This is a genomic window from Staphylococcus sp. Z5-21 (genome assembly GCF_056529615.1).
On the sequence record NZ_CP096462.1, the window covers coordinates 1,660,816 to 1,687,146 of the forward strand.

Annotated in this window: 25 protein-coding genes and 2 pseudogenes; 4 read left to right on the top strand and 23 right to left on the bottom strand. The window is 29.9% G+C overall.

From position 1 onward, the window contains the following. Positions 1–7: 7 nt before the first annotated feature. Both mraZ and bshC read right to left on the bottom strand, forming a co-directional pair. Positions 8–439, bottom strand: a complete 432-nt coding sequence (mraZ, locus tag M1D64_RS08120) for a division/cell wall cluster transcriptional repressor MraZ (protein ID WP_069825830.1) — start codon at positions 437–439, stop codon at positions 8–10. Positions 440–588: 149 nt separating this feature from the next. Further along, positions 589–2,201 (bottom strand): annotated as a pseudogene (gene bshC, locus M1D64_RS08125) (bacillithiol biosynthesis cysteine-adding enzyme BshC). Positions 2,202–2,464: 263 nt separating this feature from the next. Here bshC and M1D64_RS08130 point away from each other — a divergent pair. Continuing rightward, positions 2,465–2,905, top strand: coding sequence for an N-acetyltransferase (locus M1D64_RS08130; RefSeq protein WP_037538588.1), 441 nt, complete (start codon positions 2,465–2,467; stop codon positions 2,903–2,905). 114 nt (positions 2,906–3,019) lie between these two features. On the opposite strand, the gene M1D64_RS08135 is transcribed toward M1D64_RS08130, so the two are convergent. The 4 genes from M1D64_RS08135 to M1D64_RS08150 all read right to left on the bottom strand — a co-directional run bounded on the left by M1D64_RS08135 (position 3,020) and on the right by M1D64_RS08150 (position 7,234). Further along, positions 3,020–3,703, bottom strand: coding sequence for a YjjG family noncanonical pyrimidine nucleotidase (locus tag M1D64_RS08135; RefSeq protein WP_041080405.1), 684 nt, complete (start codon positions 3,701–3,703; stop codon positions 3,020–3,022). A 134-nt stretch (positions 3,704–3,837) separates the two neighbouring features. Then, entirely contained in the window at positions 3,838–3,972 is a 135-nt protein-coding gene (locus tag M1D64_RS08140; RefSeq protein ID WP_002483553.1) for a beta-class phenol-soluble modulin, read from the bottom strand. A 597-nt stretch (positions 3,973–4,569) separates the two neighbouring features. Next, positions 4,570–6,453, bottom strand: a complete 1,884-nt coding sequence (locus M1D64_RS08145; protein WP_041080404.1) for a glycosyltransferase family 2 protein — start codon at positions 6,451–6,453, stop codon at positions 4,570–4,572. 277 nt (positions 6,454–6,730) lie between these two features. Further along, the gene (locus tag M1D64_RS08150) at positions 6,731–7,234 is read right to left on the bottom strand and encodes a DNA topology modulation protein (RefSeq protein WP_002483555.1); all 504 of its coding nucleotides are present in this window, start codon (positions 7,232–7,234) and stop codon (positions 6,731–6,733) included. 636 nt (positions 7,235–7,870) lie between these two features. Between M1D64_RS08150 and M1D64_RS08155 the strand changes: the two genes are divergently transcribed. Next, positions 7,871–8,239 (top strand): LysE family translocator, encoded by a 369-nt coding sequence (locus M1D64_RS08155; protein WP_239466228.1) that lies wholly within the window; start codon positions 7,871–7,873, stop codon positions 8,237–8,239. A gap of 558 nt (positions 8,240–8,797) precedes the next feature. Here M1D64_RS08155 and M1D64_RS08160 read toward each other — a convergent pair. From M1D64_RS08160 to M1D64_RS08200, 9 genes are all read right to left on the bottom strand, one after another. After that, a complete protein-coding gene (locus M1D64_RS08160; RefSeq protein WP_480977437.1) occupies positions 8,798–11,329 on the bottom strand; it encodes a heavy metal translocating P-type ATPase in 2,532 nt (843 codons plus the stop codon). A gap of 18 nt (positions 11,330–11,347) precedes the next feature. Then, positions 11,348–11,662: an ArsR/SmtB family transcription factor gene (locus tag M1D64_RS08165; RefSeq protein WP_011303341.1), complete on the bottom strand. Its 315-nt coding sequence runs from the start codon at positions 11,660–11,662 to the stop codon at positions 11,348–11,350. Positions 11,663–11,802: 140 nt separating this feature from the next. Next, positions 11,803–12,255: a DDE-type integrase/transposase/recombinase gene (locus M1D64_RS08170; RefSeq protein ID WP_115338577.1), complete on the bottom strand. Its 453-nt coding sequence runs from the start codon at positions 12,253–12,255 to the stop codon at positions 11,803–11,805. Positions 12,256–12,264: 9 nt separating this feature from the next. Beyond that, complete coding sequence (locus tag M1D64_RS08175; RefSeq protein ID WP_080588846.1) at positions 12,265–12,711, bottom strand: IS3 family transposase; 447 nt, start codon at positions 12,709–12,711, stop codon at positions 12,265–12,267. After that, positions 12,672–13,355 (bottom strand): helix-turn-helix domain-containing protein, encoded by a 684-nt coding sequence (locus M1D64_RS08180; protein WP_115338579.1) that lies wholly within the window; start codon positions 13,353–13,355, stop codon positions 12,672–12,674. The genes M1D64_RS08175 and M1D64_RS08180 overlap by 40 nt, the downstream gene beginning before the upstream one ends. 85 nt (positions 13,356–13,440) lie before the next feature. Next, positions 13,441–13,548 carry a putative holin-like toxin gene (locus tag M1D64_RS08185; RefSeq protein WP_115338580.1) on the bottom strand — a complete coding sequence of 36 codons (108 nt, stop codon included), beginning with the start codon at positions 13,546–13,548 and terminating at the stop codon, positions 13,441–13,443. A 566-nt stretch (positions 13,549–14,114) separates the two neighbouring features. Beyond that, positions 14,115–15,914 carry a glycosyltransferase family 2 protein gene (locus M1D64_RS08190; protein ID WP_069825828.1) on the bottom strand — a complete coding sequence of 600 codons (1,800 nt, stop codon included), beginning with the start codon at positions 15,912–15,914 and terminating at the stop codon, positions 14,115–14,117. 120 nt (positions 15,915–16,034) lie between these two features. Further along, a complete protein-coding gene (locus tag M1D64_RS08195; protein WP_069825827.1) occupies positions 16,035–16,445 on the bottom strand; it encodes a YolD-like family protein in 411 nt (136 codons plus the stop codon). 9 nt (positions 16,446–16,454) lie between these two features. Beyond that, on the bottom strand, positions 16,455–16,646 hold the full coding sequence (locus M1D64_RS08200) for a hypothetical protein (protein ID WP_069825826.1): 192 nt from the start codon (positions 16,644–16,646) through the stop codon (positions 16,455–16,457). A gap of 120 nt (positions 16,647–16,766) precedes the next feature. Between M1D64_RS08200 and M1D64_RS08205 the strand changes: the two genes are divergently transcribed. Continuing rightward, positions 16,767–16,946, top strand: a complete 180-nt coding sequence (locus M1D64_RS08205; RefSeq protein WP_069825825.1) for a hypothetical protein — start codon at positions 16,767–16,769, stop codon at positions 16,944–16,946. A gap of 117 nt (positions 16,947–17,063) precedes the next feature. Here the strand turns inward: M1D64_RS08205 and M1D64_RS08210 are convergent, their stop codons facing one another. From M1D64_RS08210 to M1D64_RS08220, 3 genes are all read right to left on the bottom strand, one after another. Beyond that, positions 17,064–17,588 carry a hypothetical protein gene (locus M1D64_RS08210; protein WP_069825824.1) on the bottom strand — a complete coding sequence of 175 codons (525 nt, stop codon included), beginning with the start codon at positions 17,586–17,588 and terminating at the stop codon, positions 17,064–17,066. Positions 17,589–17,935: 347 nt separating this feature from the next. Beyond that, on the bottom strand, positions 17,936–18,883 hold the full coding sequence (locus M1D64_RS08215) for a peptidoglycan recognition protein family protein (RefSeq protein ID WP_069825933.1): 948 nt from the start codon (positions 18,881–18,883) through the stop codon (positions 17,936–17,938). 427 nt (positions 18,884–19,310) lie between these two features. Next, positions 19,311–19,568 (bottom strand): phage holin, encoded by a 258-nt coding sequence (locus M1D64_RS08220; RefSeq protein WP_041080397.1) that lies wholly within the window; start codon positions 19,566–19,568, stop codon positions 19,311–19,313. Positions 19,569–19,639: 71 nt separating this feature from the next. Here M1D64_RS08220 and M1D64_RS08225 point away from each other — a divergent pair. Further along, a pseudogene (locus M1D64_RS08225) lies at positions 19,640–19,720 on the top strand (hypothetical protein); the annotation flags it as partial. 248 nt (positions 19,721–19,968) lie between these two features. On the opposite strand, the gene M1D64_RS08230 reads toward M1D64_RS08225, so the two are convergent. Genes M1D64_RS08230 through M1D64_RS08250 form a run of 5 tightly spaced genes read right to left on the bottom strand, consistent with a single transcriptional unit; the run spans position 19,969 to position 26,329 of the window. After that, positions 19,969–20,256, bottom strand: a complete 288-nt coding sequence (locus M1D64_RS08230; RefSeq protein WP_041080395.1) for a DUF7365 family protein — start codon at positions 20,254–20,256, stop codon at positions 19,969–19,971. Between the two features lie 34 nt (positions 20,257–20,290). After that, positions 20,291–22,177 carry a glucosaminidase domain-containing protein gene (locus tag M1D64_RS08235; protein ID WP_069825823.1) on the bottom strand — a complete coding sequence of 629 codons (1,887 nt, stop codon included), beginning with the start codon at positions 22,175–22,177 and terminating at the stop codon, positions 20,291–20,293. A 56-nt stretch (positions 22,178–22,233) separates the two neighbouring features. After that, entirely contained in the window at positions 22,234–22,557 is a 324-nt protein-coding gene (locus tag M1D64_RS08240) for a DUF2977 domain-containing protein (RefSeq protein WP_069825822.1), read from the bottom strand. Then, positions 22,557–24,422: a phage baseplate upper protein gene (locus tag M1D64_RS08245; RefSeq protein WP_069825821.1), complete on the bottom strand. Its 1,866-nt coding sequence runs from the start codon at positions 24,420–24,422 to the stop codon at positions 22,557–22,559. Before M1D64_RS08245 ends, M1D64_RS08240 begins: the two co-directional genes overlap by 1 nt. After that, positions 24,422–26,329 (bottom strand): phage baseplate protein, encoded by a 1,908-nt coding sequence (locus tag M1D64_RS08250; RefSeq protein ID WP_069825820.1) that lies wholly within the window; start codon positions 26,327–26,329, stop codon positions 24,422–24,424. Before M1D64_RS08250 ends, M1D64_RS08245 begins: the two co-directional genes overlap by 1 nt. Between the last annotated feature and the right edge of the window lie 2 nt (positions 26,330–26,331).

A 26,331-nucleotide genomic window follows, 5' to 3' on the forward strand; every position in this document is an offset into this window, starting at 1 on the left:
CCTCCATTTAAAAATCAAAATCAATTAAGTCTTCAGCAATATCTTCAAAACTTTCTTCAGATTCATCATAGAAACTGCTCCAAGTTTCTCTGTCCCAAATCTCAATGCGATTTGAAACCCCTATTACTGTACATTCCTTACTTAAGTTCGCGTATTGGCGTAAATTTTGTGGAATATTAATACGCCCTTGTTTATCTAACTCAACTTCAACAGCACCAGAGAAGAACATACGCATAAATTTACGTGCGTCTTTTTTAGTCATTGGTAATGTCTTCATCTTCTCTTCGATGAGTTGCCATTCTTCTAAAGTGTAGCCAAACAAACATTTATCAAGGCCGCGAGTGATTATAAAACGCTCATTTAAGTCATAGCGAAACTTGGATGGAACGATCATACGTCCTTTTGTATCCAATTGGTGCTCGTATTCTCCCATGAACATTTATAATCACCTCACCTTCTCATATATATAATTTACCACATCTCACCACTATCCTCCACTAATTATACAGATTTAACTAATTTTTCTTAAAAAGCGTAAAAAAATACCCGATTCATCAATTTGATGAATCGGGTAAATCCCTTTCATATCTAAGGTTTAACAATAATATGATCAAATGTATAAGAAAGTGGGGGATAGGTGGAGGGACTGAACACATCTATCCCAAAATCGTTCATTATTTGAAGTGGGTTCCAAATTCTTTCTTGCAATCCGCCCATCGGATGAAGTGTTTCACTTAATTCTTTAAAGTGCTTCATACTTATTTCATTTTCTCTTTCAATATTCAATAAATACCTATTAATTAGATACTCATATTGTTTTTGGTGTATATGATTGTTTTTCTCTACTAATAACTGGTTATCATTATTACCAGCAACTTCAGTTAGTAGTGATTGATACAATTTTTCTTGTTGCACCTTAATTTCTTCCACTTTATCAACAAATGTTTGAGATGCTTGCGCACGTATGAATTTTTCCTTATCTTTTTCAATACCTTGTTCTATAATCGAACGCTGTTTTAATTGATATTGACTAAGTAATTTTTCAATTCGTGGATACAAGTAACTAATTCTTAATCGTGGTAATACAATTGGCATCGATACATCCAATGTATTAAAAACTTCACTCAGTTCCGTCCAATATTTAATTTCACTTGGACCACCAATAAAAGCAACTGTATTAAATAACCATTCTTCCATTATTGGTCGTGTGACTACGTTATTTGAAAAACGTTCTGGTTCAACTTCAAGTATTTGTAATAATTCCTCTTTAGTCATGTATTTATCTGATTTACTTAGGTAAAATTGATTATCTTTAAAAGTAAGTAACTGTCTCATGTTATCTTCATGTAAAAATAAATGTACATTCGTATCAGTCTGTATCATTTGTTCTAATCCACTAGCAATCGTGTTTTGTTGATTATTTCTAAATGATGCATCTACATCTTGATGATGTTCAATAATTTTTTGGATAAATGGTTGTTCTAATTACGTAATTCAGTATTGTTTGCGTCAATCAATAATAAACCATATGCTTTAAACACTTCGTTCAACAACGCTTTAAACATATCCGTCCAGCTATCATACTGATCAATAATCTTCGTACACATTTCAATCAGTTGCTTAGAATGTGTTGTTTCATTCATTTCTTTAAAAAATAGTTTCAACGCGTCTTTTAATTGCGCTTTATCAGGATAATATGTTGAGACGCTTGCTTCAGGTGGCGTCATTGTATGATATTTTATTTTTTGTAATTTTGCATTTTGAGCATTATAGGCATAAGTATGATTTACTTCATCAAAATCATGATCTTCACCAGCAATCCAAAATACTGGTATTACATTTGTATTATAGTCTTTTGAGAGTTTTTCACTCATCGTTATAATAGAAAATATTTTATGAAAAGTATATAAAGGCCCACCAAACAATCCAGCTTGTTGTCCACCTATGATGACTTTTGCGCCTTCGCTTAATAATGAAATATTTTGCAATTGCTTCTCTGTTAATGTTAAGTCGCTCATGTAATTTTTAATAACTTGAGCTAATGCCACTTCTCTGCCATTATTCGGCATTGATAAACGTTCACTATAGCTCTTTTCTTGCATAGCATCAAAGTGATAAAACTGTCCTATTTTTGAATCACTATCTTTAATTTTAGAAATAAATTGATCTTTTTCATTAAGTTTTGTAATCATACAATCCATGCGTAATTCTCCTTATGATACTCTATTCCTAATTAGTATAAAGTTTATATACATCATTGACAATTTAACGGCTTATAATTTTCAAATTTTTAATAACCTATATAATAAGTACACACTTGGATCACTGCATTTTTCAAAAAACTTCAGTATCTATTTTTTATAAATATAAACAACTATACATATATGTTTAAACTATCGTTTTTGTGAAAAAACAATAAAAATAAGGTATAATAGAATAAATGATAACAAAGGGGGAAGATGCGATGAGTAGTGTAAAGCGTCTTGATATAAATTATAAAACAGACGAACTATTCGAAGATTTCAGAAACTTCGGTAATAAAGATTTGTATTTAGTAGATGAACTTCGAGGAGAAATGATTGATGCAAGTTCAGATTCACCTTTCTATGGTATTTATGTAGGTGATCGTTTAGGGGCTCGAATGGCACTATATCGTAAAGGTGAAGTTGAGGAAACTCATTTCCCGGGCTTTGATGATTATAACGTGATTTGGAAATTAGAAGTGCTACGTGATTTTCAAGATCGTGGTTACGGTACATCTTTATTAGATTTTGCCAAAGATCAAGGCTTACCAATCAAAGTCATCGCACGAAATCAATCTAAAGATTTTTTCATTAAACAAGGTTTTACAGATTTAGAAGAAACAAATAGAGATGGTCATGATGTTTTAGTTTGGACTCCATAATCAAACGGGTCCTAATAAAATGAAAAGTGCCCTTCAAAGCAATCATTAAAAAATGAAAACTTTGAAGGGCATTTTATATGACTTGAATTCGTTTAGTAATAATTAAATTAACGGTTAAACATACGCGATTACTTCTTTTAACGAATTCACTACATAATCTGGTTTAATTTCCGTATCATTTATTTTATTTCTTGGATTAAACCAACATGTCTCGATATTCGCATTTTTCCCACCTAAAATATCAGAAGACATAGAATCACCTATAATCATTGCGTAACCTCGTTTATCTTCACCTATCTTATTAAATACGTAATCAAAAAATTCAGGCATCGGTTTTTGGTATCCTGTTTGTTCAGAAACAAAAATATCTTTAAACCAATGGCCTATCTTCGTTTTTTCAATTCGTCTTTCTTGTGTTTCTAAAACACCATTAGTCACTATATACAAATCGTGATGTTCTTTTAATTGTTTTAAAGTTTCAATTGTTTGATCAAAATGTTTAATCGGTGCATTCGCAAGTTCATCTCTAAAGATTTGATCAGCTAACTTACCATCTATCTTCATTTGATGTAAATGAAAGTATGCCTCAAAACGTTTACTTAAAACTTCATCTTTAGTTAATTCATTCTTTTGAAAAGCATCCCAATGTGCCTGATTTATTTTTTTAAATGTATGCAAATCATTTTGATTGGTCTTTATTTGAAATTGTTGTGTCATTTCATAAAATGCATATGCTTCTGCATCATCAAAATCCACCAATGTGTCATCAAAATCTATAAGTAAACTTTTCGTTCTCATTTTGTCACCCTCTAGTACGCTTAAATATATTTATTTCAAATATATCATATTCTTTAATTTCTCCATATTATTCTTATATAACACAAAAATGGCCAAGGTTATCACCCTGACCATTGTTTATGATATTAATAATACTAGAATCCGAATAATTTTGATAATACGCCTACACCGTTTTCTACGATGCTTACGATACTTGTACCTAATTTCGCGCCGTCTCCAGCGATGCCTGCTTGTACAGTGTTTTTGATTGCTTCGAATAAACCTTCCATTATAAACACCCCTCGATAAAAAATTAGATGATTATGACTTTTTTAATGTAGTGAACGATATTTACAAAATCTTATTTCGTCTAGCTATCGTTCGATATATATACTATAAGATATGACGTGATTTAATTGTGCGATTTTTCTTACTTAGTCATAAATTGGCTTTAACTGTCCTTTTATCTCAAATTCAAAACAGTATCGCATGCCTAACTATATTATATGCAATTTAATATTGCGAAATTAAATAAACAAAATATTTCTTTTGAGTTTGTTTAGTATTTTAAAGTATGAAATTGAATATTACTTTCATGATCTAACCGCAAAATGGATGCTAATTTAAAAAGTATGATAAATAGAGGCCATAAAGTAAAATGCCATGCCCTAATCAATGCAGTATAAGCACATCAACAGCAATGTGTTTTAGAGATTAATCATTATTTACAAAAAAAAGACTAAGCACATAAAAAATGTCTTAGTCTTTTTAGCCAGTTAGTGAATGGCTAGATGGAACTATGAAATCGTTATTGACCATTCGATTTCTGTCGCTCGCTTTGTTTTTTTACTTTTCGTTTTATGGACCAAATTTAAATCTCTTGGATCTTAACTTTCCTCTACAAAATCACGATTAGCAGTGATAAATGTATCTTTAAAAGTTTTGAGTCTTGGCGTCCCCTTAGGTGATAATACAATTTTTTGAATATCTACATGATCGCTAACAGATAATACATTCACTGCTTCTCCATCGAATTTTCTGTTTGAGTATTCCTTACATTTTTTCAAGATGTTAACGCTTCGAGGTTGATTATAAATATATTGGGCTTGTTTCGATTTATTAACTGCTTGTATAAATTGCTTATTTGCAGTTAAATAGTGACCTTTTTCTGTCTGAAGTCTTGGTGTCCCGTTTCGCGTATATACCAATGATTTAATATTTATTAATTCCCCCATTTCAATGGTTATTTGAGCAGGTTGTTTAAATTCAACATCATCATACAGTTTGGCTTGTTTCACAAGAGAAACCGCTTTAGGTTTATATGTTAAATATTTATTATCGTCCACTTTTTTGGACTTCGGTTTTGTTGTTGATATGAACTCTGCTTTAAATCCTTGTCTTTTAAGATTTATAGTAGTATTTGCATTGGGTAAGTTCATATTGACGTTTACGAATTTATAACCATCGTAAATAATACTAATATTGAAATCAAAATCACATTGCTTCAAATCATCAGTCCTAAAATAAATATATTGATTTTTTTCCTCAAATTCTACATCTATTGTATTGATTTCATTATTAAGTTCAGTCATTACAACCTTGTTAATTACCTTTTTATCATCTTTATATAAACGAACGACCTCTTTCATTTCATTATCGATAAAGTGTGTGCCTTCATAAACTGCGAAAAGGGGTTCTTTGATAGGTAACGCTTCTGTTAAATTATCAGACATTAAAAAATATATTTGGTTATCTTTAACATACTTTTTAGCGTTTCCACCTTGTATAACCAATTTTATGAAATCACATAATTCCTGATATGACTCATGTTTTAAAAAGTGATAGATATTTCTAAATTTATCATTTAATAAATAGTATTCTAAATTTTTACTATGAGTTTCTAGCGTGCGCTCCATCTGATTAAACAAATCATAAAACGCTTGCTTATCTTCAGCATTTAAAAATCGCTTGTTATTAAATAAACGCGACATAAAATCCATTTCAATAATTCTACTAATCGCTTGATATTCAGCGTTTTCAGGAATATCTAATTTTAGTACTTCTTCTAAAACAGATAAGTTTAATTGTGTTTTCTCAATAATGCTCGTTTCGCCGACTAAAGATTGGTTATAAGAATAACGGTTAACATGATATACCGGACTCGGATTCATCGACGCCGTTTGACATCTTGAGATCGCATCTATAAAAAATAACTTATCTTCTCCATACTTCATATGTTTGAATTTTATATTATTATCTAAAATAATTTGACGTTTTATGATTTTTCCAGGTGGACCTACAGCTCTAAATATACGTTCAATTTCATAAGGAACTAAATAATTGGCGACTTTATACGAGCTAAACCTACCTAATTTTTTAATTGCTTTTTCAGTATGTTTAACACTTTGACCAAATGCAACATCTGAATGATGATCCACTGCTTGATTTAATAATGTTGGCAATCCTTCTGCGTCTAACCAATCATCGGCATCCAAAAACGTAATATACTCACCTTGCGCATTGTTTATCCCTACATTTCTAGGTTCCGAAGGGCTCCCTGTATTTTCATTTAATTTAATCAATTTAATAAAATTGTATTTAGCCACAAATTCTTCTATTATTTCTAAAGACTGATCATTAGAACAATCATCTACAAAAATTGCTTCAATGGCTTCTTTATTTATATTTAAATTATTAATAGACTCTACACATGATTCTAAAAATAACTCTTTGTTGTATACAGGTACTATGATAGATAGCAATTTCTTCATTGCATGAATCCCCTTTTAAATAAATTCTGTTTGATACTTATATATGGTAATGCTAAATGTTTTCTAACACTTTTATAATCTAAGTTGTAGATATAATTGAATACTTAAAAATTAATTTTTGAGAAAGTCTTATCTTACGTTAACATACAATAACCATATACTACACATATAATCATTAAATATATTATAGGAATATATTTAATAGAAAAATCAATATTTCAACCTTCTAAGTATAAGATGAAAAATCTGGAATTTTAATCATATTGCGTCATATAAATTAACAATTCCTCAAAAAATTTCGAATTTGCTTTTGACCCTTCAATACAAATACATGTTTATGGTTACTTTGCATTTTAATTTTTTCTAGCACTTGTGGTTTTCTATCAATTGGATAGCGCCAAATATATTTTAAGAATGTGAAAGTTAATCTTTCTTCACAACCTTCTCTCATATCTATACGTGTTTTTCCTATATTTGAAAGATATCTTTTAAACACTCTGTAAAAACAAACGACTCTAGGTAAATCTATAAAAATGATTGTATCTGCTTCATTAATTCTTTCATCAAATAGCGCTGAATAATTGCCATCAATTATCCATTTATTATTTTGAATCAATTGCTTATGTATCTTAATTTGTTCATCATAATGCATCATCTGCCAATTTGGTTTCCAAAAATACATATCTAAATGATAAACAGGGACTTTAAGTATCTTTGATAATTGACGTGAAAACGTTGATTTTCCTGATCCAGAAGACCCAACAACCATTACCTTATCCATCGTTCTACCTCCATTTAACTATGTTGAAAGTTATAGACATTATGATATGAGTGGTAAGTAACGTTAAGCATATACGATTAAGCATATATTGTGAATCATTTTGTAGAATATGATACTAAATATCACTGTAATGGAAACAATAGCCAAACACTAAATCTGTATATTTTACGTTTATTAGAACGTAGAGCCTTTGAATATTTTTTATTGTTTCTCTGTCCTTACTATTTCCAACCAACCATTTCGCCCATTTTCGCAATTTAAAAAACAGCTAACTATTTATTTGAATGAGTTGTTAATTTATTTGATTTTGCATATTATTAAATTAACATGAAAACAAGGTGTAACTCATTTCTAAAATTCAATATAAGGGGGAATTTCATATGAATCATTGGATTAACTTTATTATTATGTCATTACTCATACTTATCGTACCGGGGCCTAGTTTTTTTGCAGTTATAAAAAACAGTACACATGGTGGCATTTAAAGCGGTATTTCCACAACATTAGGTATCGCCAGTGCCCATTTAATTTACGCTACATTAGCAACACTTGGACTTATTTTTATACTCGTAAGTTCACAAACTATATTTTTATTAATCAAAATATTAGGTGCAGCCTTACATTATTTATCTTGGTTTGAAAAACATACTGAATGCGCACAAATTTGAGTATGATAAATCAGATGGCTTAAATACAGAAAAACCCGATTTATTTAAGTCATATAAACAAGGATTCATCACTATGATTTTAAATCCAAAAGCAATTCTATTTTATATTAGTATATTACCTCAATTTATAAACCATCAAAGTAACCAAAGTATCCAAGTAGCAATATTTTCAATCCTATTTATAATAACTGTAATCACATGGTTTAGTTTATGTACTTTGGTCTTTAATTACATAAAAATCATCTTTGAAAAACCTAAGGTTAAAATGTGTTTCGATTATATCGTTGGTACAACTTTAATTGCATTATCCCTCAAGATATTAACTACAAAACATTAAATGATTACAATATCTTTTTGTTAATTACTTTTTGGTTATTGCGAGTCTTATATATAAATAAATGTCTTAGAGTCAAAATAGCTTAACTTATAAACAATTTAAAAACTCATAGTAGATTGTCCACTAAGTATTTTCATATATATGACCACACTATGATTTATGTGTTCAATGAATTACTAAAATATTATAAAACTGCTTGCTTATATAATTTGTTGATATTTTTGTGTTGTTTTAATTTGTATATTGAAAAAAGGGCAACACACATAAGTTTATCGCCCAATTGAGCCCGTTAAAAAGACGGTTCCTGAAATTTATAGTTAAAAAATAACCATCAACCTGCCAAATAAACCACTACCGTCAAAGTAGACACCTTAAATATAAAATTAATTATTTAGATACGTTCCAGAGTTTGGCAATAATTTGTGAAATTACAGAACGTATCTTTTATTTTTATAATAATTTCACTTAATATAGAAGTAAATACAAAAGCTAGAACAGCATTTACTGTTCTAGCTTTTGTATTAGTTAATATTATTTCATTCAAACTGTTGGACAAACTTATAATAAATTGTTTTTCTTAGTTCTTAATAAGCGCAATGAATTTAGTATAACTAATATCGCTGCGCCAGTGTCGCTTAATACGGCTAACCAAAGTGTTAGTAACCCAGGGAATACTAAGATAAAAGCAATCATTTTAATAATAATAGAGAAATATATATTTTGTTTAATTATATTCTTAGCTTTGTTACTAATAGTGATAGTGTCTGTTAGTTGATGTACATTATCTGACATTAATACAACATCTGCTGTTTCCATTGCAGTATCTGAACCAATACCGCCCATTGCAATACCAACTTCGCTTTGTGCTAAAGCAGGGGCATCATTGATACCATCACCAATCATTCCTACACGATAGCCTTTGCTTTGTAAATCTTTGATAGCTGATAATTTATCTTCAGGCATTAACTCAGCATAAACCTCTTTGATACCTGAAAGTTGCGCTATTTTATGTGCAGTTCCTTTATTATCACCTGTAAGCATTATAGTATTTTTAATATTACTTCCATTTAATTGTTGTAATGTTTGCTTAATATCCGACCTTAATGGGTCTTCAACAGTAATAAAACCATGGATTTTATCTGCTGTTGCAATAATAATAACTGTATATCCTTGTTGCTCATATGAATATATTTCTTCTTTATAATTTACAATATTTTCATTTATAGATTCGATTAACTTTATGTTTCCTGCATAAATAATATTATGGTCAATTTTACCTTTAATACCTCGTCCAACAATATTTTCAAAATCAGTAACATCGTATGTTATAGATTTAAATTGTGATACATAATCAACAATTGCATTGCTAATTGGATGCGTTGAGTATGATTCTAAACTTAGCGCAATATTCAAAAACATTTCTTTGTCAGATTCGATTGTTTTAATTTCTGAAACTTTTGGGCGTCCTTCAGTCAGCGTTCCAGTTTTATCAAAAGTTAAAGCTGAAAGTGTACCTAAAGCTTCCAAATGGTTGCCACCTTTGATAAGTACACCTTTTTTTGCTGCGCTACCAATCCCAGTAACAATAGCTACAGGAGTCGAAATAACTAGTGCACACGGACATGCTATGACAAGTAGTTCAAGTCCTTTATAAAACCATTCTCCCCATGTTCCTAAAGAAAAAATAGGAGGGATTACCATTACTAATAATGCTAATATGAATACAATGGGTGTATAAATTTCAGAAAACCGGTCGATAAAAGCTTGTGTAGGTGCTTTGTTTTCTTGTGCTTCTTCAACCATATGAATGATTTTAGACAGTGTGGTATCTTTAACTAATCTTGAAACACGTATTTTTAAAGTCCCGTTTTCATTAATAGAACCTGCATAAGCTTCTTCATTTATCGTTTTGTCTACAGGAATAGATTCACCAGTTATAGGTGCCTGATTTAAGCTTGAATATCCTTCTATAATCGTACCATCTAGTGGTACTCGATCTCCTGGTTTTACAAGTAAAATTTCTCCAATACTAATATCTTTTAAGTTTTTTGAAATTATCCCCGTCTCTGTTACAACGTTTGCTTCTGCTGGTGTAATATCCATTAACGATTGAATAGAATTTCTTGTTTTATCTATAGAAATAGTTTGTAATAAAGTGCCAATAGTAAATAGTAAAACGACGATTGCGCCTTCAAAAAACTCACCAATTAATATGGCACCAATAACAGCTACAGACATTAAAACATTCATATCTAAACTCTTAGATTTAATAGCATAATAGGCACTTTTTAAGGGTTTTATACCACTGACTACAATAGCTATGATATACATCAAATTAGTTATCCAAATGGGTAGTGATACCATAGATGAAACAATACCAAGGATAAGAAATAGTGTTGATATAATAGGCTTACTAAACAAACGCCACTTTGTATTATTATTTTTATTACTGGATTGTAATGTAGCAGAATAACCGATTTTAGAAACTTCTTTTTCAATATTTTTAGTTTGATTGCCTTCAAAATCAATCTGCATTTTTCCAGTTGAAAAACTAACTTGTGTGTCATTTACATAGGGTAAATTGTTCAAATGTTTTTCAATACTTTTAGCACAACTACCACAATCCATACCTTCTATTGAAAATTTTGTATAGTTTTGATTGCTATCATTTTCTTCGATACCATAACCCAATTTTTTTAATGTTTGAGTCACTTGATTAATACTACTTTGAGATTTTAGTCCAACGCTTAATTTACTTGTAGAAAAATTAACTTTAGGATTAGTTACATCGTCTAAAGGTCTTAACGCTTTTTCAATGGTTATTGCACATGAACTACAATCCATACCTGTTACTTTAAAATTATAATTTGAAAATGGGGTGGCTACTTCATCGTCTTCTTCAGAACTATTACTCATAGCATTACAAGAAATGTTATGAGTTGAATCGATGCTTTCACCGTTATTTGTACAGCATTCGTCATTTTGATTTGCTACCTTAGGCTCATTACTACAACACTTATTTTCGTTAACTGAGTTACTTGTACAACAAGTATTAGATTCAGCTTTATTATTACAGCAATTAGTACTCATTTAAGTCATCTTCTTTCGTTATATAGTATGATACTGGCAACTTTGAATATCATCTTCAGTATTTTCAACTACAGAATCAATAAGTTTAAGCAGTTCTAAAATTTGATTGTTTTTTATTTGGTAATAAACGTATTTACCTTCTTGTCTAGAATTAACCAAACCACACCCTTTGAGACAAGATAAATGTTGAGAAATACTAGATTGACTTATTTGAGATTGTTTAACAATCTCATTGACAGTCATTTCTTTCGATTTAAGTAGCTCTAATATCATCAAACGTACTTTATTAGAAAGACCATGTATAAAATGTGCTTTTAACTCAATATCATGCATTTAATCACCTCATATTACCTAAAACTAATATAAATAACATATTACCATTTGATAATATGTTATTCAATCCTTTTTATAATGTTAATTAGAATTTCGTTTGTCCTAATTAATTTTATTAGTTAGTCTGTAATTATTCTTTCTTAAGATACGTTCCTATATTCATTTGGTGTTAGTCCATCAAATTTTGGAACATATCTTTTATTCATATAATAATTAATATATTCACTGATGCCTGTTTCAAGATCTTCATATGTGCTGAATTGATTTCTATAGTAATATTCTGATTTTAACGTACCCCAAAAAGCTTCTATCGGTTGATTATCTAAACAACTCCCTGCTTTTGACATACTAATTTTTACGTTATGTGTATCTAAATAGTTCTTGTAATGTTTAGAAGTGTATTGAAAACCTCTGTCACTATGTAAAACTGTATTAGATGCATCATTATTTTGTAAGGCTAATTTCAATATGTCCATAACCAATTTTAAATCATTACGCTTACTCACTTTATAAGCAATTATACTTAAATCATACCTATCAATTATAGCGCTAATATAAGCTTTTTGACCTTTTCCATAATTTAAGTAACTAATATCTGTAAACTATTTTTGATTTGGTTTATTGGCTTCAAAATTTCTATTCAATATATTTTCAGCTGTGAAATGTGGTTTGATTCTAGTCCAATTAGGACGTTTTTTTCTGATTTGTGCTTGTAAACCTAAAATTCGCATAATTCTTCTAATACATTTTATATTAACATTTAAATTGCACTCTCTTTTTAAAGCGTAATGTATCCTTACTACACCGAAGGTTTCTTTAGAGTTCTTAAATATACGCTTAATTTCTTTTGCAATTAATTTAGAGCGTTTTTCATTATTAGAAATTTCTTTATTACACCATTTATAATAACCACTACGGCTGACTTCTAGACGCTCGCATAACATTTTAATACTGTAATTTTGTTCTCTGTTGAGCTCAAATATCATTTGATATAAATGTTCTTTATGACCTAATGAAAATGATTGTTTCGATACTTGAACTCTTGCCACTTTTTTACGATTGCTTTATCCATTTCTAAGTATTCTATTCTTGTTTTTAGTTTTTTATTTTCTAATTTTATTAGTTCTATTTCAGATAATTCTTGTTTTTTATTTTTTCCACGTTTATCTTTTAATCCATCTATACCATTCTTTTTATAGCTCTTCACCCAATGGTATATTTGATGGTAGGAAACACCATATTCCACGGAAGCCTCTTGATAGTTAGAATTTTTAGCTATGACATTTTCAGTAATTTCAATACGTTCAGATAAAGTTGTTTTTCTTGATTTATTCATAGTGGAAAACCCTTTCCCTGTGTGCTTGTTAGATTTTCCCTTTTTATAATTTCTTAACCACAATTTTAAAACTGATATAGGGCTAATATTATACTTGTTAACAACTTTATACAGTGGAATATTCCTTTCTAACACATCTTCTATAGCTATTGCTTTAATCTCTGCAGAGTATTTATTTCTTTTACTAAAAGGTTTTAATCCATCTACACCATAAGCTTTATATCTTCTTACCCATTCTTGTAATGTAGCGCTAGAAACTCCATTATTTTTTGCTGTACTATATCTAGATATATTTCCATCAACTATATCTTCAACTATTTTAATATGCTTTTCTAAACGCATCTTATTTGTAGTCATAAAAAATACACTCCCCTAATTATAGTTCACTTTTTATATTTAAAGTGTCTACTTTTAGGGGAGTGTATCAAAAAAGTTGGGATGGTTATTTTTTATGGCTTGATTTAACAAATGTGATTGCTATACCTAACAAGGTAACGATGAATGTACCGAAACCTAACATTAAGTACGGCACTTCTACAATTGAAACCAAACAAGACGTCTCCTTTCTAAAGATTTTGTCGGTACTTTCATAAGCACCACCTCACTTTATACTGAGATTAGCCACCATCTATCCAACTTACTCACCTTAATCTGCTTTCTTCAAATCTTTCCATTTCGCTTACTATCCCGCTTACATTAATTCTATAAAAAAAGAACCTTGCAAGCGCAAGATTCTTAATTGAATAATATGTAATTTATTCTTTTAGTGTCCTGGGAGGGCTGCTATACAGCCCTTATTATCAGTGTTTGTAGCGTTTTAGTGCCATGCCAGTGTCATAAAAATATTGATTATATATTTCTTACATTTTAAATGGTAGAAACTAGTTCGTTATCTTTAACGTTACTAAATCTATTGTTGTGCAATTTTAAACACCTTGACAGATTCTTGTTATTACTTTTACGATTGTATATTGATGTTTAAAAGGACTTGTGGAATTACTGTTTTAAAAGACTTTTAAAATGTTATATCTCTATGAGCGTCTGCACTTTTTTAAATAATCTGTCTTTTTTTGCCCTAAAAAAGACCCACCTATTCATTTAGGTGGGTTTGTTTTCTTATACTGTTATTTTTAATCGTTTAGCTTTTGTGCCAATTGCTATATCTATAACAGAATCATCATAAAGACCTTTAGGATTATGGATATCTAAATAAGCCTCACCATTGCCTGTTTTTAAATAAGCTTTAGTTTCAACAAATTCTTGTTGCTTTCCAAAATTATATATAGATGCAAGTAGTTCTACATTAGATTGACCATACACATGATCTGCTGTAATTGGTATTCTGATAAAGTCGCCAACATTCTCAGCTTTAGTTGTTTCTAAAGTTGCAAAGTCTAAGAAATTCTTAACGGTTGAATTCAAATCAATCGATAATAATTCTGATGCGTTTTTATAAATTAGATAAGTGTTTCCGTTTATTATCGCAGTGTGTTTGAAATCATCTGTACATGCAATAGCTCTTTGTGAGAAGAAATCTAAATATGAAAATCTAGTTGCTAAATCATATGGCTGTTGTTTATCAATATCATCTTGAATGAAATCATCTAAACGCAAACCAAATGTTAATGAACCTGTAACTGTATATCCAGTTAATGAAGTATCATAATTAAAAACACTTTCTCGAACATGCTTTAAGTCCCAAGTAGTTCTCGTTGTTCTACCTTTTAATGCTGGCAGATAAATATTATCAGTTGCATCTATTTCATAATATTCAGTTAATTCTTTAGGTAATGCTTTTTTTACATCTTTAGGTAAATTTAATTTAGGTGCTTTTGGCTTACCTTTAATTTTCACATCACTTTTTTCATCATTTGTAATTTTAGCTTCAGTTGTAAATATGATTTCATCTTTATCAAATGAAATATCTTTAATGTAACTTCTAGCAGTGATGTTTGCTTTTGATTCAGAAAAAGAAATAGCTAGTTCTGGTTTGTTGAGTTCTAATATTTTATCTAAAATTTTACTTCTAGTGTCTAATTTTTCTATTACTTCATTAGTAACATATTTTTCTTTCCACTCTTTTGCTTTTTTAAATTCAACTTCTTTAGTTGCATCTTTCTTCTCGTGGAAATTTTTTCTAATAGCACCTAGCACACGTGAATTGTACCAATGAGTAATCATTGTGATTTTATCTTTTTCATCTAAATGCTTATTGAAAAATTTTGCTAAATTGTTTAATTGTGACCATTTATAGTTTAAATCTTTTCCGAATCCAGCAGATACGTTTTGTTCACGCCAATGATAAATTGGGTAATCTGCATAGATACCTATTTTAGGGTTTTTGCTGTATACAAGGCATGAGTACATAACATCTTCCCACCATACCTTTTCCCCTTCAGAAAAATAAAGGTCATTAGCAATTAAAAAAACTTTTTTATACAATTTAGGTACCGTCATTGGCCCCATAGAATTTACACCGTCTTTTTGAGCGTCAATCTTATTCTCTTTGTATTCTTCCCAACCCCAAGACCAGCCTTTTGTCCTTACTACTTTAGGGTTTACAACATCTAAGTTATTCGTTTCTGCGAATTCATACATACGTTCTAAGGCTTGTGGAAAAATTGAATCATCATCATCACTGAAAAATATGTATTTTGAATCAGCTAAGTCTATCCCTTTGTTTCTAGGTCTACTTGACCAACCTGACGGTGATATTCTGTGGACAAAAAAATTATCGTGAGATTCTGCTTTTTCTTTTAATCTTTTATAAGCAGCAAAGTCACTAGACCCATCATCTATAAAAATTACGTCAAAATCATTTTTATCCATTGTTTGTTCATTTAATGAATCAAATAGTCTTTGTAATACTTTTTCTTCATTATTAAAACTAGGTATGACTACTGTTATTTTTTTCATATAATAATAAACCCCTTTTTACCCATTTGTTTAAATATTATCACATTTTATATTTTATTTACACACAACTAAAAATAAATTTAATTCACATAAAAAATATCCACCTATTTTAGGTAGGCTTTATTTTATCTCCACAATATCTTTTAAATTCAACACACTCATTCCAGTATCTTCATACATGTGTAGTGTTTTAGTATGTACGTCTACTTTATGAATATAACCTACTTTCGTTTTAATATATCCATTTTCGAAGTAACGCAATTCAATTGATGGGTCATTATACATTTTGAAAATTAATGTGTTATTAAGGTCATTCAATTGATCGTCGTCTAATATCGGTCTATCAATCTTATTTTGGTCTTGTATGTATTGTTCTAGTTGCTCGTATTGTTCGGGGAGTGTCTTGAAGGCTTGCCACTTAACGATGCCACGCCCTTGTGGTATACGTGGATTAAGATACTCTCTAGGTATATTACGGTAATCAGTTTCGTATTTGTATTCATCTGGTGCGTTAGGATTTATTATTTTCATATTATCACCTCAAAAAAATGGAATCGTTTTACTAGCTTCTATAATGTCCTTAGTAAAGAAAAATTGCTTGCCTTCACCAGTATAAGCTGGGTTTAAAACCATATTCGCTTTAGCATTATATAGCCACTCTGGATTAATTCCAGAATTTAATATCTCTTGAAATTCTTGAAAATTTTTACTCCAATCTAAATTAGGAATCATATAATCACCTCATGAATATAATGGAACACTTGTTCGTATAAATCAATTTAATATCTATTTTTCTTATAAATAATTATAATTAGTAGTTAGAATAAAATCAGACAATCTAGGAGAATACAAATGGATTATAAAAAAGAAATTGAAAAAATGGGTTGGAATACAAAAGAAGTAACGAATCGAGTCGAAAGTTTAATAGAAGAAAAAGTAATAGATATAAAAGAAGAAGTAACCGAGAATCTATCAGTGGTTGTTGAAAAAGAAAATAATAATCCAATACTTAACGAGTTTTTAAATAAATAAAAAAAACAGCCTATCTAATCAGATAGGCTAATTTATTACAGTTTGTTAAGCGTTCCACGTCGCTTGATAATTAAATACCCCAATTTTCTTATTGGAAACAAATTATAGCTATAAAAGTTATATAAATTGTAGTTCATATATCTCTTTATATTCATAAGTATTAAAACTATCAATATGACCTTTTAATACTACTTCTTGTTTCTTTCTACTCACATTGTGATAATATGTTAGCCTAATATTCATATCTGATTCGTAACCATTATTTTGAATAGTATCATCCAATTCATCAAATACAGTTTTATTAATAGGTAACATATAGCTTTCTTTGCTAGGTAACATATTTATATATTTCTCTTGAATTACGTTATCTTTACCTAACATAACTTCAACAGTTATGTTTTTAGCAGCTCCTCCACCAAGGTTATATAACTTTAAATAATCTTCGTTTTCTTCAGAATTTGAAGTCGTATTTCTTAAATTTAAATTTTTATTATCCTCTTTTTCTAAAAGGATTTGATTAAAACCAAGTGCTGGGATAAAACTAATTTTCATTTGGTAAAGTTGAACTGATACCGATACAAAATAAAATAACGCCATAATAAAAGTTCCTAGTGATCCAATTGCTGAAATAATATTTATCATATTAAATCTCCTTTTTTAATTTTTAGGAGACAGTAGTAGGGAATTAATCATAACATTTAATTTGATATTTTTGTAGATTTTTTAACGTTTCGTACTACCTACGTATAAAATCATCAAATAACCACCCAGTGGCATGTGTGGGTGGCGGATATAAAACTATTCGGGAAAGGGCTTATACATGTAAATAAATTATATCATAAAAAAAATAGGGCAAGCACATAAGTGCTATCCTTAATCTATTATTGATCTCGTGGTGCCACTACGAATTATCAACACCTCAATTTAAACAAAATTTATTTAATATTAACATATTATTAATTTGTTTTTATATAATGATTATTAATACTCTATTTAACTTCTAGTTCACCCCATAATGCTTTCTCTTTTAATAACTTCTCTTCTTTATCAGTAATATTACCTATAGGCATAAAGAAGTTATCCTTTTTGTTTGCTCCATCTGCTTGGTATTTAAATCTAATCCACCACAAGCCATTTTTCTTATCTTTGATGACTTGGTCAAATTTTACAAATTCCCCAGGATAAATCCAAGAACCTTTATCTACTTGAGCTTTATCTAATCCCATTGCTCGTCTTACGACAATTGGTTCAGTATTACTCTTCCTTGCTGTGAATATACCATTCCACGCCCAAACTGTACGAGGTGGTTTGGCTTTGATAGGTTCTTTTACGTCTTTTGCTACTTTTTGTGTTGGTGAATCACCTTTCATATGCTTGAGTACTAAATTATCAAGTACACTAATATCATTTCTTCCATAACCTGCTGCTGCTAATAAGTTACCTGGATCTTGTTTATCATATTGTATTTGTTGGTGTCCAGGCATTTCATTACGTGGGTTAATTTCCCATGAATTACATAATGCTGCCATAATACGACATGAATTATCTAGTGATTTAAGTGTTCGTGAACGATTAGAGAAGTAACAAGCTTCAAGTCCAAATGCAATATCATTTGCATCGTCACCATACCACTGATTATCAATTGGCGTATCATACAATACATGCCACGCTTTCTCCGTAACTGGTATACAAATAATACATTCACTATCGTCTACAAAAATGTGAGCTGATGCTGTTCTAGCCCAATCAATATTATAAGTATTTCTATAATAGCTAACATTTTGTTGTGCTGTTGAATCACGATTACCTGTATCATGAAAAACTGCAAATCGTGGTTTACCACTTTCTAATCTTTGTCCTGTTCGACGCGTGCCAATTGGTAAAAAATCAGTATAAACGGGTACGCCATTCCATGTACCTATTCTTTTTTTGCCCATGTTTTCCCCTCCATTTTCTAAATCATTAATAAAAGGGAGTCGTATGACTCCCCAAAATCCGTAGCTATCATAATCATGTAGAACTTTTTTAACTGGAGAACCATTCCATGTTCCCCAGTTTTGATCCAATGAATAAAAAGTTTCTAAATTACCTTCTAGACCAATAGAAACATGGCCATATTGTCCACCTACCCATACGCAAATATCTAATGGTTGGACAACTAAGTCTAGTGTGTTTGGTAAAAACTTTGTTCCTTTTGGTGCAGTTGCTCTATTTTTAGCATTAATAATATCTTTAGCATCACCTTGAAAATGCCAATTAAAATATTTTTTGCATACATGAATTACCCAATCGGCACATTGACCTGGATATATACCATCTTCATCATGTTGATATCCTATTCTTGAATTAACATATTTTAATGCCTCACTTTTCTTTGCCACTTCGCATCACAACTTTTTCATATTTATTTTGTGTTTTTAGTTCTTTCATTACTTTATTACTTTCTTTAGCTGCATTAGTAAGTGGGTTATCTTTCCATGCCGTAATTAATGCTACTGCAATTGTCATTAACGTTGACTCATCAACTGGTATTGGACTAACACCTTTGTTTGCTAAGCATTGATTGACTAATACCAAAACCAATCCTAAAACTCTCACAATTACTGTTACTTTTACATCCATATAAATTTCCTCCTCATAATAAAAAGCCGACAGATTGTGCCGACTCATAGAATTTGATAATATTTTAATGTTGTGTTAATTTATATATAGAAAAAGGGCAACACACATATGTGTATCGCCCAAATGAGCCCGTTAAAAAGACGGTGGCATAGAGATAATTAAATATTAATAAAACCTTTTAACCATCTGCTCGCCAAAGCTATAGATGGTTATTTTTTATGGTCATTTTTACTAACTAATACTAAGCCAATGATTGTCATGACAATCATTAACATTTCATAATCAGTCAATGTTACTCCTTTCTAGGAGTCAAACCATATTTCATAGGCATCACCCCTTATTCAAAAGAGATTAGCCACCATCTATCCAACTTGCTCACTTTAATATTTTACCATATATATTAATTTTCTTTCCTCAAATCTTGTTTAATTTCGTCCATCATTTTAAGCATCATATCACTCTGCGTATTAAGTTTGTGAAGTAACTTCAAATCCTCATTTTGGCTTTTCAAATCCTTTTTTATATCCTTCAAATTTTCATCATGGTTATCTACCCTACTTTCAATTAATGTCAGTCTATTTTCATTTTCACGTTTATCCTTATTAATTTTCATCCAAAATGTAGAAATACTTATGAAAATTGGAATTAATATACTAAAAATCCAGTATATGAGACTAGGTTCATCCATTATTCCCCTCCTTTACTAATCAATTTAATCTTGACTATTTATATTTACCTCTTATGAAATATAGACCTACTAATCCCACATCTTTATACAGACTATAAATCATACTAGCTTGATGTTTACACCAATTTATATCTGTTGCATATTGCATAGTACCTGGGTTTCGTGGGTTCCATCTCATACGATATAACGTATTTTTACCTTTATTAAAGTAATTTTCTCTAACAAATTTAGCACCACCTAAGATACCCTTAGCTGGTGTTGTCCAACCTCTGTTTTTAGCATAACTAATTGCTAAATTTGGATTATTATCATAGGCATTAATACCAAAGAAATTGTATATACCATACCTACCACTAGCAAAATTAGATGTACCATACGCACTTTCTAAAAAGGCATGTGCAATTAAGTATATTTCGTTTACATTATACTTTTTACATGCATCTGCAAATGCTTTTCCTTGTCCATGTAACTTGCCTTTACCTTTTAATATTTGATTAAGTTTATCTACAGATACATCTTGATATTTACCTAAATTCAACATTTGGTATTTTTGCTTACTATCACTCCAAATTTTATTTGGATCCATAGCAGCACTTACTTTTGCGCGACTAGCATTAAACCATCCACCACCAGTACTAACTACTGGAAGTCCCTTTGCCATTTGAGCATTTAAGGCTTGCGTAAACGTGTATTTACTAATTTCAATATCTACCTTACTTTTCTCTTTATTTTGAGTGGGTGGATTATTAGGTTTTTTGATAAGTACATTATTAGTAGCTGGTTTAAGTTTAATTCTCTTTTTAGATTTTTTAGTTACAATTTCTTGTTTAAGTAAATCATCTTTTTTACGATACATCGTTATTAATTTTTCAATAATAAGTTGATATTTTTCTAATTCTGGATAACCTTTTAAAATTAAGTCATAGTTAGTAGTATCTTTCATGATTCTCCAAATGTTTTTATCCAATCTCAAAGAATTTTCACTTAACTTTAGGTCGTTCCATTCCAACATTTTCAAACCATGAATCATTGCATAAATTAACGTCCGCATATATTCTTCTTTCATTTCAGACTCAGAACCACATACTTCTAATACAATCCAATCAGAATAACTTTCAACTTGAAATTTGGTATGTCGACAATGCCATGTCATATCTTTGTCTACATAACTATGAGGATAAATCATATCATTATCATATTTATTTCGTTGTTTATAAATATCTTTAACACTTCTAAACATAATACTTTCTTTGATATATAATCCCTTAATAGGCGAAGTTCTCTTATTACCATCAACAATGTAATGTGTAACGTTTTCTCTCTCTTTGTCATCTCTGAAACTTGTATAGCTAATATTAATAATATTTTTGAATCTTGGCATATTATCTTTTTTAGTTTCTGTTGGTGTATTATTCTTACTTGGCTCATTTCCTTTACTAGGATTTTCTTTCTTCGGTTCAGGATGATATGGCGGCCTTACAAAATGTGTAACTCCACCTGGAGCATCAGTGTACTTATGTTTTATTTTATATGGAGGGCTTCCAGACCAATTTCCAGTATAATAATTTTGATCTACTGACCAAAAATAATCTTTAGTGGATTTACCAACAACGATAGATACATGTCCTGGGTTTTGATTAGCCCATACTGCCCAATCACCAGGCTTAGGTACAAAATTCTTCGTATTTCTATAAATTTTAAAATTGTATCCACGATAATTGGATTTTTGAGCCATTGCATTTGCATTTCCCCATGTAAAGAATCCCCAGTATTTTTTTAATATATAGTTAGGTAAGTCCCAACACTGCCCGCCCCATTTCCTATCAACATTTATGGTTCTTTTTATTCTAGCAATAGTCAATGCCCATTCCACAACTTCACTTGCAGTTGGTTTACGTTTACTAGGTGAAGGTAATCCCATTTTCTCACCTCCCTTCATTGGCATAATAAAAAGACTACAAACTTAATTTGCAGTCTTTATGCTTTATTGGATAAAACTTTTTCTTTCAAATCATTAAACTCTTTTCTAAGTTTCTCATTTTCTTTTTCTAATTCTTTAATTTTATCTTCTTTAATACTAACCTCATCTTTTGCACTTTCTATAAAGTCAATTTCATTAGGCGGTTCATAATTGTAATTGATAATAATACCCTCGTATTCATCGTAAATATATTTTCTCGGTTCATAATCATCAAAGAAATTAATAGGTAGCTCTTCTGAAGAAATTTCTATAGCATTTTCTACATGACCAACACGAGCATATCCTATAATTTCTCTAAATTCATTAATTGAAATTTCCATTATCTCCACCCCATTATTTTTTGTACTGTAAACTTATTAGCATTTGCTCCTGATGGTTTTCGCAATCCTAAATCCCAAAAAACATCATTAGCGATACGTAAAGTTGTGTTATTAACTTTTGAAATAATACCTTCATATGAAGCACCACCATCGCCAGTAGAATCTGGAATATTATTTTTTGAAACAATAATACTTCCTGGCATTGATACTAAACTCACCTCGTTGAATGTTCCTCCTGGATATAAGCCAGAAACAATAAGGAAATCATATTTTGTATAATCATCAGTTAAAACAATGTCATTACCTACGCCATTTACAGAACCGTCAAATAAAACTTTTTGTCTTTCTTCATTAAAGGTACTCCAACCACTTAAAGTTGAATTATTTAAAGTACTAATTAAAGTTTTTGATGTTCCTTTAGGCGTAAATTCAAACAATTTATTTTTAATGTCCTTAGAAGTAACACGTAAATAACCTTCTGTGCTTTCTATTCCTATTGGTAAATTAGGTACTTTCAATGCATAAAAGTTTGCTGTTTTTAATTCAACTAAACTACTTTGCGCATAATCCAAATCAACATTAATCGTATTGCCATCTGTATCTGTTATTTTATGTTTTTGAATAGATGTACTATTTAATTCATCTTCAAAGAATTTTTTATTTTCTGAGTTTTTAGCATCTACAAATGCTTCTATATAACTTTTAGTAATAGTTTCATCATTAACTTTCAACCAACTTAACCATATATTGTCTTTATAAAAGCATGTATATATTTCATTTGAATCATCTGGATACCAAATAGCCCTACCAGTATTTTGGGATTTATATACAACTAATAAACCTGATGCTATAGAAGAATGTATTTGATGTTCTGGTAATTCTTCATCATGATTTTCGTCATATTCTGAATCAACTCTACCATTATCTATATTTGATACTTCAGAATCACTTATATTATTTGCTAACTTAGATGATGGTGCATCGGTAGCATTATTAATATGAACAAATTTTGTACTTGTAGTATTTTCTAATATTGAATATATAGTTACATCGTTTAATTCTTCGGTTACTCCTGAATCATCAGTTAATTTTGATTTTTGATAGTTTACAACATCGCCTTGTTTCAACACACTTAGTTCTTTTGCTTCTTGCTTGGCATTGTCTATATAGGATTTTATGTCTTCTTTAACAACCACGACATTTTCTACAAAACCATTTGTTTTATTTTCAAAATTTTTTTCTCGCTCACTATAAATCTTATTTAAGTTTGTTTCTACTTCATTAGACTTAAGTTTAATAGCACTTATACCTTCATTCACTTTATTTTCAATGCCTTCTACAAGTGTAGGGAAATCGCCTAATGCTTTATTAAATCTCGAAATATCTCCATTAAATTGTGCCATTATATCTTTAAGTGTTTTAATATAAACTAACTTTGTTTTACCATCAAAATCACTAATTTGATCATTATCAATTCTAAATGCAAATTCACGCATTACAATAATATTGTTACTACCATTTTGAGTGAAAAATACTTGTCCAAAAACTCTACCTGTGTACCTTAATAATTCATCAGTTAATGTATAAGAAAGACGTCCATTGATTGGATCAACGAACGTCAAATCATCTGATATGTGAGCACCAGTTTCAGCACCATAATTCTCTGTTTTTAAATCAATTGTAGCCTTAGCATTATTAGAGCCTATTTCAAAAGGTTTATCATTCTTTGTAACTATAAAATTTAATACAGACGTTCCTTTATCAGTATTAAAAAATCTAATATTAGTATCTGTTAACCTTTTATATTGCGAAGTTACTTCTAAAGGAACTATATTATCATCTTTTAAAAATGCTTCTTCCCTCATTATCCAACCTCCTTATAACTACCAGCATTAGAAAACCACTTAGATTTCTTCTGTCCCTGTGTTGTACGTTCTAATGTTTCAGGTGGTGCAATTATGTTATTTCTAAACAAAAATTCTTTATATTGATTTTGCGACAATTTAACTCTTAAATATACAAAACCTGCTACTCCTTTATATTTAGTTGGAAAATCAACAAAACGTTTTGTATCTTCAGCTGTTAAATAAATCTCTAATCCTGGGATATTTAAATCAGCTAATTTATTAATACTTTTTGGTGGTGTTTCCCACATCTCACCATATGTCTTAACATAACTCCAACCCACTGAAGTTTTACCAGTAAATACATCAACGTTTCTAGTGAAAATCATTGTATTTCGTCCAAAAGAGTATCTAGTTAAAACCTGTCTTACTACTCCATTAATATCACCTGGTAACACATCAAAAAACCATCCGTAACCACGCCAAGCTTTACTTAAAGGAAAATCTTTAATGTTTAATGTGTCTCCTGTATACAGGTAATAATGACCAATGTCAGTAACATTACTTAATTTACTAAATCCTTGTGAAGGTAATGGTTTAGCTCTTCCTCCAGTATCGGTCATTAAAACAGGTGTAGCTCTATTTTTTAAACTATCATTTAAATCTCTTTGAGCAATTGAATGAATTTCATGATGTCTATTGTTACCTGGTCCAGTTGTTACTCCAAGTAAAAGTGCCTTTTTACCAGTATCTTCATCATAGTACATTGCCATACCTTCAGCTTCTTGGAAGTCACCTACATAGTTTCCATCAATTCCTCCAATAGTAACTTTACGTTGCCATAAATGTTTACCGTTTTTGACATCAAAGGCATGTAAATAGTTAGGAATTTTGGGATTACTATCACCTGTGTACCAATACAAAATACCATCATCATAAGTCACGCCTTGCACTGGTTGTGTAGCACTTGTATATTCAGCAGGTATATCAAATTTATATAGTATTTTATCTACATTATTGTCTATATCGTTAATACTTCTTATTTCAATAAAGTTTAATGAATTCTTATCTTTAAATTCTTGCTGTGTATACTCTCTTCTAAATATCATTAATCCTTCTTTAGAATTATATATAGCAGTTGTATAAAGATTATTAAATACATGAGGCATAACATCTTGCATTTCTTCATCTTCGTACTTAATTTCACCCGTTTTATATTTAAATCTTACGAATCTATTCTTTTTATTAGTATTTAAAACTGCAGAATAAATCCATAACTCTCCTTTAATATATCGATATGCATTATGCGTACCATGTCCTCCATTTTTTACTAATAATCTATCTATAAATTGACCATTAGGTTTAAGTCTACTTAACATATAATCCCCGCCTGGTCTTGCTTGTGTCATATAAATAATTTGTGTTCTATAGTCTATCCAAAAACTTTGCATTACGGCATTTGTTCTTGGAGATAAATCAGTTATAAATTGTATTTCTTGATTCTGTGGATCAAAACGATATTCTGCATTTAAAAATTCTTCATGATTCTGTTTTGTTTCTTCGGTTAGTTCAGATATTAACTTTGTGTAGTATAGATTTTCGTGTCTTAATCGTTCATGAAGTGATGAATGAACAACACCTTGATTATCAACTCTTGCGTCTTTAACTTCATTAATACCATCACCATTATGCCCCAAAACTAAATTGTTTAATCTAGCTACTAAATATTTATAAAAATCTGCAATACTTTGTCTTTGATAAATAATCTGGTCGGCATTATGTGCTTGCTTATCTGTTTTACCATGTGCATACATATATAAATTAACGTTTTGCATAAAACGGTTTAACTTTTGATAGTTAAATTCATGTTGATTTATATACTTTTCATTAAACACAGAATGCAAACTTGTGATTAATTTTTCTTCCACTA